Source organism: Streptomyces sp. HSW2009 (assembly GCF_040240285.1).
Classification (GTDB): Bacteria; Actinomycetota; Actinomycetes; order Streptomycetales; family Streptomycetaceae; genus Streptomyces.
On the sequence record NZ_JBEHZD010000391.1, the window covers coordinates 1 to 7752 of the forward strand.

Genomic DNA, 7752 nt, shown 5'->3' on the forward strand with positions numbered 1-7752 from the left:
GGGGGGGGGGGGGGGCCGCGGGGGGGGGGGGGGGGCGGGGGCGGGGGGGGGGCGGCCGGGGGGCCGGCCGGCCCCCCCCCCCCACCCCATGGTCAGACGGCGACCGCCAACCAGCGATCACCAACCGGCGACCGCCAGGCAGTGATCACCAGGCGGTCACTAGACGATCACCAGGCGAACGCCTCCGGCGACGGTCCGGGGCCGGGGAAGATCTCGTCCAGGCCGGCCAGCACCTCGTCGCCCAGCTCCAACTCCACCGCACGCAGTGCGGATTCGAGCTGGTCGGTGGTGCGCGGGCCGATGATGGGCCCGGTCACCTCGGGGCGGGTCAGCAGCCAGGCCAGGGCCGCCTCGCCGGGCTCGATGCCGTGCTTGGCGAGCAGGTCCTCGTACGCCTGGACCTGCTTGCGCACCGCCGGGTTGGCCAGTTCCTCCGCGGCCCGCCCGCTGTTGGTGCGCGATGCGCCGCCCTCGCGCTCCTTGCGGAGTGCGCCGCCGAGCAGCCCGCCGTGCAGCGGCGACCAGGGGATGACGCCCAGGCCGTAGTCGTGCGCGGCCGGGATGACCTCCATTTCGGCGCGCCGCTCGGCCAGGTTGTACAGGCACTGCTCGCTGACCAGGCCGAGCGAGCCGCGCCGCCGCGCCGCCTCGTTGGCCTTGGCGATGTGCCAGCCGGCGTGGTTGGAGGAGCCGACGTAGAGGATCTTGCCCTGCTGGACGAGGACGTCGACGGCCTGCCAGATCTCCTCCCACGGCGTCGCCCGGTCCACGTGGTGGAACTGGTACACGTCGATGTAGTCCGTACCGAGCCGGCGCAGGCTGGCCTCCACGGACCGGCGGATGTTCACGGCCGACAGCAGGTCGTGGTTGGGCCACGGCGCGTCGTCGCTGGGCGCCATGTTCGCGTACATCTTGGTGGCGAGCACGGTCTTGTCGCGCCGGTCGCCGCCCTTGGCGAACCAGGAACCGATGATCTCCTCCGTGCGCCCCTTGTTGGCGCCCCAGCCGTAGACGTTGGCGGTGTCGAAGAAGTTGATGCCTGCACCGAGTGCGGCGTCCATGATGGCGTGGCTGTCCGCCTCGTCGGTCTGCGGACCGAAGTTCATGGTGCCGAGCACCAGACGGCTGACCTTGAGACCGGTGTGTCCGAGCTGCGTGTACTTCATGGGAGCCAAGCCAACTGCTTGGAGCGGACTCCAAGCAAGCCCGCCGTCCGCCGGTGGGCGTCCGCCACCTCGTCGGCGGCTCGCCGCGGCGGGGCGTGTGCCCGCCACCCGCCGCGGCGCCCGTACGTCCGCTACTCCCTACTGCCAGCCGTCGAGCTACGCGCGGCGCCGCGGGTCGACGTCCCTGAGGTCGATCTCGACCGGGAAGGGCGCGGCCACCTTGAGCTGTTCGCGGAAGACGTCCTTCGCGGTGTAGGTGTCCTTGCCGTCTTCGAGCTCGAAGACGTGGACCACGGCCTGACCGCGGTCCTCCTCGACCCGCCAGAAGTGCGGGATGCCGGCTGCGGCGTACAGGACCGGCTTGCGCTGGCGGTCCCGGGCCTCGGAGTCGGGGGAGACGACCTCGATGGCGAGGACGACGTCGGAGGGCTTGAAGGAGGTTTGGGCGAGGCTGGTGAAGGCCTCGGAGTGCACCACCATGATGTCGGGTTCGGGGCGGCTGCGCGCATCGAGAGCGATGGTCATCTCCCGAAAGACCAGGTGGTCGGGTGGTGCGCAACGAGCGATGCGATCGTCCAGCAGGCGCATGGTCAGGGTGTGGAACGCGGTCTGCGGACTCACGAAAACAAGGCTCCCGTCGATCAGCTCCGTATGCGGAGGCAGGTTCGGAAGCCGGTCAAGATCGTCGGCGGTGTACCCACCCGCGGGCGGGCGGGGCCACTCGGGCTGTGGCGCGACAGGCATCATTAGTGCTCCCATGATCGGGATTCTTGCCGACCCTTTTAGGGTACCCAGCGGCTTTGTCGCACCTTCCTCCTTTCGGGGGGTTTACGGAGCGAAGTTGACGCATCGCGGTCGGCTGCGCGCCCCCACGCGGTCCTGCGGCGGTCTCGGCGGCGACCGTGGACGCGGCCCGCACCCTCCCTACGCGGGATGGCAGGCTTGTCCTCATGGGTTCCCTTGCTCGTGTCGTGACCTGCACCGTTGCCGCCGTGCTCACGGCGCTTCCCGCCGCTTCGCTCGGAGCGGCCCCCGTCGCTTCCGCGCACGCCGTCGAGTCCGGTGGGCGGGCCTCCTCGTTCACGATCGAGGACGAGCGGATCACCGAGTCCAGTGGTCTTGCCGCGAGCCGGGCCCACCCGGGCGTGTACTGGACGCACAACGACAGCGACGACGGCCCGTACGTGTACGCCGTGGACTCCGCCACCGGCCGCACCGTCGCCACCGTCACGCTGCGCGGCATCGGCGACCCGCGCGACGTGGAGGCGGTCTCGGTCGGCCCCGACGGGCGGGTCTACGTCGCGGACATCGGCGACAACATGGGCGGCACCTGGCCCAAGGTGTGGATCTACGCGTTCCCCGAGCCGAAGCGGCTCGCGGACACCACGGTGACCGCCACGCAGTACACCGTGCAGTACGACGGCGGGCCGCGGGACGCCGAGGCGATGATGGTGCACCCGAAGACCGGGCGGGTCTACATCGTCAGCAAGGAGAAGCAGGACGCCGGGCTGTACGCCGGGCCCGCCAAGCTCAGTGCGACCGGCACCAACCGGTTCACCCGCGTCACCGACGTGGACCTGTGGGTCACCGACGGCGCGTTCTCGCCCGACGGGGAACACCTGGTGCTGCGCGGCTACTTCGAGGTCGGGCTCTACGCCTGGCGCGGCGGCCGGATCGAGCACCTCGGCGAGCCGCGGATGCCGATCCAGCAGCAGGGCGAGGCGGTGACGTACACGCTGGACGGCGGCACGCTGATGTACGGCACCGAGGGCGAGCACAGCCGGGTCGCGGCGGTGCGGCTCGACGACGACCTGCTCTCGCCGCAGGCGCGCCTGGAGCGGGAGCGCTCGGACGGCGAAGGCGGCAAGGGCGGCAGAGGCGGCAAGGATTCAGCCGGCGACGACGCGAAGGAAGCGGACTCGGGCAACTACTACGTCGCCGGGGTGCTCATCGTGGTCTGCACGGCCATCGGTATGGCCGCGCGAAGGCTGCTGGGCCGCAAGTGAGGAACGGTGCGTACGCGGAAGGCCCCCGCTGAGCGGGGGCCTTCGGTGCGCCTGGCGAGGGCCCCGGTGCACGGTCTGCGCCGGTGGGCCCGTACGGGCGGAGCCTGCGGCTCCGGCCGGTCAGAGCTTGCCGATGACGTGGTCGACGCAGGCCGTCAGCGCCTCGACGTCGGCCGGGTCGACGGACGGGAACATGGCGATGCGGAGCTGGTTGCGGCCGAGCTTGCGGTACGGCTCGGTGTCCACGATGCCGTTGGCCCGCAGCACCTTGGCGACCGCGGCGGCGTCGACGTCGTCGGTGAAGTCGATGGTGCCGACGACCTGGGAGCGCTGCGCGGGATCGGCGACGAACGGCGACGCGTACGGCGACTTCTCCGCCCAGCCGTAGAGCCGGGACGAGGAGTCGGCGGTGCGCTGCACGGCCCAGTCGAGCCCGCCCTGGCCGTTGATCCACTCAAGCTGGTCGGCGAGGAGGAAGAGGGTGGCGAGCGCCGGGGTGTTGTACGTCTGGTTCTTGAGCGAGTTGTCGATCGCGGTCGGCAGCGAGAAGAACTCGGGCACGTACCGGCCGGAGGCGTGCACCCGGGCGGCGCGCTCCAGGGCCGCGGGCGAGAACGCGGCGAGCCACAGGCCGCCGTCCGCGGCGAACGACTTCTGCGGGGCGAAGTAGTAGACGTCGGTCTCGGCGACGTCGACGGGCAGGCCGCCCGCGCCCGAGGTGGCGTCCACCAGGACGAGCGCGCCCGCATCGGCCCCGGCGACCCGGCGGATCGGGGCGGCGACGCCGGTGGAGGTCTCGTTGTGGGTGAAGGCGTACGCGTCCACGCCGGCCTCGGCGACCGGCTCCGGGTGGGTGCCCGGGTCGGAGCTGATGACCGTCGGCTCGTCCAGCCACGGGGCGCCGGCGGCGGCCTTGGCGAACTTCGACGAGAACTCGCCGAAGGTCAGGTGCTGGGACTTGCGCTCGATCAGGCCGTGCGTCGCGATGTCCCAGAACGCGGTGGTGCCGCCGTTGCCGAGGATCACCTCGTACCCGTCGGGCAGCGAGAACAGCGACTTGACGCCGGCGCGCACCCGGCCCACCACGTCCTTGACCGGTGCCTGTCGGTGTGAGGTGCCCAGCAGCGAGGTGCCGGTGGCGGCCAGGGCGCTGAGCGCCTCCGTGCGCACCTTGGAGGGGCCCGAGCCGAATCGTCCGTCGGCGGGCTTGATGTCAGCGGGAATCTGGATATCAGCCACGGGCGGAAGCCTAATCCGTTCCGTCCCCACCGCTCGGTGCCGTCCACCGGATGAGACCGCTCGGCCACCTGATACGACCGCCGGCGACCACTCCTGGCCATCTTGGGGTGATCGCCGGGTTCCGGTTTCGGCGTGGGCCCGGGGGGCCCGGGCGGGACTCTGGAAGGGGCGGGCCCGGCGCCGACGGAAGGTGTCGTTCCGCCGGCGCCCTGGGGAGTGGGCGTGCGCTCTGCGCAAGCCCTGCCGCTCAAGCCGCTCTGCGCAAGCCGCCCCGTTCAGGCCCTGCCGCCCGGGCCACTCCGCCCGAGCCGCCCCGCCCGAGCCGCCCCGCTCACGCGCACGTGCTCACGCGTACGTGCTCACGCCGTGCCGGGGACCTTGCTCGTCGTCACGGCGATCCGGTTCCAGGAGTTGATGGCGAAGATGACGCCGATCAGCTTGGCGAGTTCGGTGTCGTCGAAGTGCTTGGCCGCGCGGTGGTAGACCTCGTCCGACACGCCGCCGGGCAGCAGCGTGACCGCCTCGGTCAGGGCGAGCGCGGCCTGTTCCCGTTCGGTGAAGAAGCCGGGCGCCTCGTGCCAGGCGCTCACCAGGTTGATGCGCTCCTCGCTCTCGCCGGCCTTGCGGGCGTCGGTGGTGTGCATGAGCAGGCAGTACGCGCAGTGGTTGAGCTGCGACGCGCGGATCTGGACCAGCTCGATGAGGGTGTAGTCGAGGCCCTCCTTGGCCGCCATGGTCAGGTCGACCAGGGCCTGGAAGACCTTCGGGGCGGCCTTCGTGAAGTTCATCCGCGCGGTGTGTTCGGCGGCGTGTCCTGCGGTGTGGGCTGCGGTGTGCTCTGTGGTCATGCCTCGACTTTAGAAGCCCGTTGGAACACGCATATGGTTCATGGCCATGGCGGAATCGTGGGGCAAATCGGCTGCTGGGCTGGGTAGTGACCTCCATCTGGAATTGACCGGTCCCGGAGGTGTACGGGCCTCGCTGACCCGGGCGCTGCGGGAGGCGATCCGTGGTGGCCGGCTGGTCCCCGGCAGCAGGCTGCCGCCGTACCGCACGCTCGCCGTCGACCTCGGCGTGGCCAGGAACACCGTCGCCGAGGCGTACGCGGAACTCGTCGCCGAGGGTGGGCTGACGGCCCGGCGGGGCGCCGGCACCCGGGTCGCGCAGGGCGCGGTGCCGCCGCCGCCCGCGACCGTGCGCAGGCCCACCAGGCCCTCGCTCGCGGCCCGCCCCACCTTCGACCTGATGCCCGGCGCGCCGCACGCCTCCGCCTTTCCGCGTGCCGCCTGGCTCACCTCCTCCCGGCGGGCCCTGGCGGGCGCCCCGAGCTCCGCGTTCGGGGTCAATGACGCGCGCGGGCGCGCGGAGTTGCGGGGGATGCTGGCTGAGTACCTGGCCCGGGCGCGCGGCGTGCGCACCGACCCGGAGCACATCGTCATCTGCGCCGGCTTCGCGCACGGGGTGCGGCTGCTGGCCGAGGTGCTGGCCGGCGTCGGGGCGGGCGGCTCGGACCGGGACGGGAACGCGGGCGCGGGTGCCGGCCGGGGCGGGGCGGCGCGCGGCGAAGGGCCCGCGGGTCCGGCTGCCGCCTGGGGCCGGGTCGCGGCGGCCGGGCCCGACGTGCTGACCAGCGGGACCGGAGCCGGGACCGGGACCGGGGCCGGCGGTGGGCCGACGCTGGCCGTGGAGTCGTACGGGCTCGACTTCCACCGCACGATCCTGCACCGGGCCGGGCTGCGCACCGTGCCGCTCCCGGTCGACGAGAACGGTGCGCAGGTCGCGGAGTTGGCGCACACCGACGCGCGGGCGGTGCTGCTGACGCCCGCGCACCAGTACCCGACCGGCGGGCCGCTGCACCCCGAGCGGCGGGCGGCCGTGCTCGACTGGGCGCGGGCGGGTCACCGGCTGGTGATCGAGGACGACTACGACGGCGAGTTCCGCTACGACAGACAACCCGTGGGCGCGCTCCAGGGGCTCGATCCGGACCGGGTGGCCTATGTGGGGTCGGTCAGCAAGAGCCTGTCGCCCGCGGTGCGCATCGGCTGGCTGGTGCTGCCCGACGCGCTGGTGGACGCGGTCCTCACGGCCAAGGGTGAGCGCGAGATGTGGGTGGGCATCCCCGATCAGCTCGTCCTCGCGGACCTGCTGGCCTCGGGCGCGTACGACCGTCACGTACGGCGGATGCGGCAGCGCTACCGGCGGCGCCGCGACCAGCTTGTCACTCAACTCGCCGCGCACGCGCCGCACTTGAGTGTTTCGGGGATCGCGGCCGGGCTGCACGCCGTGCTCGACCTGCCGCCGGACACCGAGCGCAGCATCATCCAGGCCGCGGCCTGGCAGGGGCTGGCCCTGGACGGGCTCGCCAGCTACCGGCACCCGCAGGCCCCGATGCCGCCGCGGGACGGGCTGGTCGTCGGCTACGGCACACCGCCGGACCACACCTTCGCCGGCGCCCTGGACGCGCTCTGTCGGGCGCTGCCCTCGGCGGGCTGACGGGTCGCCAGTGTGCGGGCCGCCGCCCGTACGGCGATGGGGGCGCGTAGCGGATTGCGCGCGCCGGTCGGGTAAAGTGACGCGCTCCAGCAGTGGACGATCGAGGAGGTGAGCCCCATTACCGCAGTGTCAGGTCGGGCGCTCCCCCTCATGAGCGTGCGGCTCACCCGGTAGCGGTGGCCGCAGGGAGCCCCGCAGGCGATCCGAAAGGCTCCCCATGCCGGACGTTCCGTACGTTCCTCACGTTCCCCGCATTTCGCACGGCCCCTGTGCCCCGCGTATTCCCCGTACGCCTCATGCTCCCCACCCCGCGCCTGCCGTAGCGTCGCCGCCGGCTGTCGCGCCAGCGCCCGCCCCCAGTCCGGCGCCCCCACCCGTCCTCGCCCCGTACCGGCCCGCCGTGATCGCGCGGCTGCGGGCCGCCGGCGGTGGGTTCGCCGAGGCCGAGGCGCGGCTGCTGCTGGCCGCCGCGGGCACCCGGGGCGAGCGCGACGCGCGGGTGGAGCGCGGGGTGGCCGGGCTGCCGTTGGAGCAGGTGGTGGGCTGGGCGGAGTTCTGCGGGCTGCGGATCGCGGTCGATCCCGGGGTGTTCGTGCCGCGGCGGCGCACCGAGTTCCTGGTGCGGCGGGCCGTCGCCCATGTGCGGGCCAGCCCGGCCGCGCCCGCGCGTCGCCCCGTCGTCGTGGACCTGTGCTGCGGTTCGGGCGCGGTGGGCGCGGCCGTGGGGGCGGCACTCGGCCCCGGCATCGCGCTGTACGCGGCCGACGTCGACCCGGCCGCGGTGCGCTGCGCCCGCCGCAACGTCGCCGCCGTCGGCGGGCGCGTCTGCGCGGGCGACCTGTTCGACC

Annotated in this window: 7 protein-coding genes; 3 read left to right on the plus strand and 4 right to left on the minus strand. The window is 73.1% G+C overall.

Features of this window, described 5'->3' with window-relative positions; genetic code table 11:
* Positions 1–167: 167 nt before the first annotated feature.
* Both AAHZ94_RS24235 and AAHZ94_RS24240 read right to left on the minus strand, forming a co-directional pair.
* Positions 168–1166, minus strand: coding sequence for an aldo/keto reductase (locus AAHZ94_RS24235; RefSeq protein ID WP_349995195.1), 999 nt, complete (start codon positions 1164–1166; stop codon positions 168–170).
* A gap of 156 nt (positions 1167–1322) precedes the next feature.
* A complete protein-coding gene (locus AAHZ94_RS24240) occupies positions 1323–1925 on the minus strand; it encodes a Uma2 family endonuclease (protein WP_349995196.1) in 603 nt (200 codons plus the stop codon).
* A 191-nt stretch (positions 1926–2116) separates the two neighbouring features.
* On the opposite strand from AAHZ94_RS24240, the gene AAHZ94_RS24245 reads away from it, so the two are divergent.
* Positions 2117–3172 carry a hypothetical protein gene (locus AAHZ94_RS24245; RefSeq protein ID WP_502964765.1) on the plus strand — a complete coding sequence of 352 codons (1056 nt, stop codon included), beginning with the start codon at positions 2117–2119 and terminating at the stop codon, positions 3170–3172.
* A gap of 120 nt (positions 3173–3292) precedes the next feature.
* Here AAHZ94_RS24245 and serC read toward each other — a convergent pair whose 3' ends face one another.
* Together serC and AAHZ94_RS24255 are read right to left on the minus strand one after the other, a co-directional pair.
* Complete coding sequence (gene serC / locus AAHZ94_RS24250; protein ID WP_349995198.1) at positions 3293–4411, minus strand: phosphoserine transaminase; 1119 nt, start codon at positions 4409–4411, stop codon at positions 3293–3295.
* Between the two features lie 359 nt (positions 4412–4770).
* Positions 4771–5259, minus strand: a complete 489-nt coding sequence (locus tag AAHZ94_RS24255) for a carboxymuconolactone decarboxylase family protein (protein WP_349995200.1) — start codon at positions 5257–5259, stop codon at positions 4771–4773.
* Between the two features lie 46 nt (positions 5260–5305).
* On the opposite strand from AAHZ94_RS24255, the gene AAHZ94_RS24260 reads away from it, so the two are divergent.
* Both AAHZ94_RS24260 and AAHZ94_RS24265 read left to right on the plus strand, forming a co-directional pair.
* Positions 5306–6904 carry an aminotransferase-like domain-containing protein gene (locus AAHZ94_RS24260; protein WP_349995202.1) on the plus strand — a complete coding sequence of 533 codons (1599 nt, stop codon included), beginning with the start codon at positions 5306–5308 and terminating at the stop codon, positions 6902–6904.
* A gap of 400 nt (positions 6905–7304) precedes the next feature.
* On the plus strand, positions 7305–7752 hold a 448-nt coding region (locus tag AAHZ94_RS24265), incomplete at its 3' end, for a methyltransferase (protein WP_349995203.1).

What these genes read in the sequence shown, in the direction of transcription:
- AAHZ94_RS24255 (WP_349995200.1), bottom strand. Translation starts at nt 5,259, where the DNA reads ATGACCACAGAGCACACCGCAGCCCACACCGCAGGACACGCCGCCGAA.
- AAHZ94_RS24235 (WP_349995195.1), bottom strand. Translation starts at nt 1,166, where the DNA reads ATGAAGTACACGCAGCTCGGACACACCGGTCTCAAGGTCAGCCGTCTG.
- AAHZ94_RS24240 (WP_349995196.1), bottom strand. Translation starts at nt 1,925, where the DNA reads ATGGGAGCACTAATGATGCCTGTCGCGCCACAGCCCGAGTGGCCCCGC.
- AAHZ94_RS24245 (WP_502964765.1), top strand. Translation starts at nt 2,117, where the DNA reads ATGGGTTCCCTTGCTCGTGTCGTGACCTGCACCGTTGCCGCCGTGCTC.
- AAHZ94_RS24260 (WP_349995202.1), top strand. Translation starts at nt 5,306, where the DNA reads ATGGCGGAATCGTGGGGCAAATCGGCTGCTGGGCTGGGTAGTGACCTC.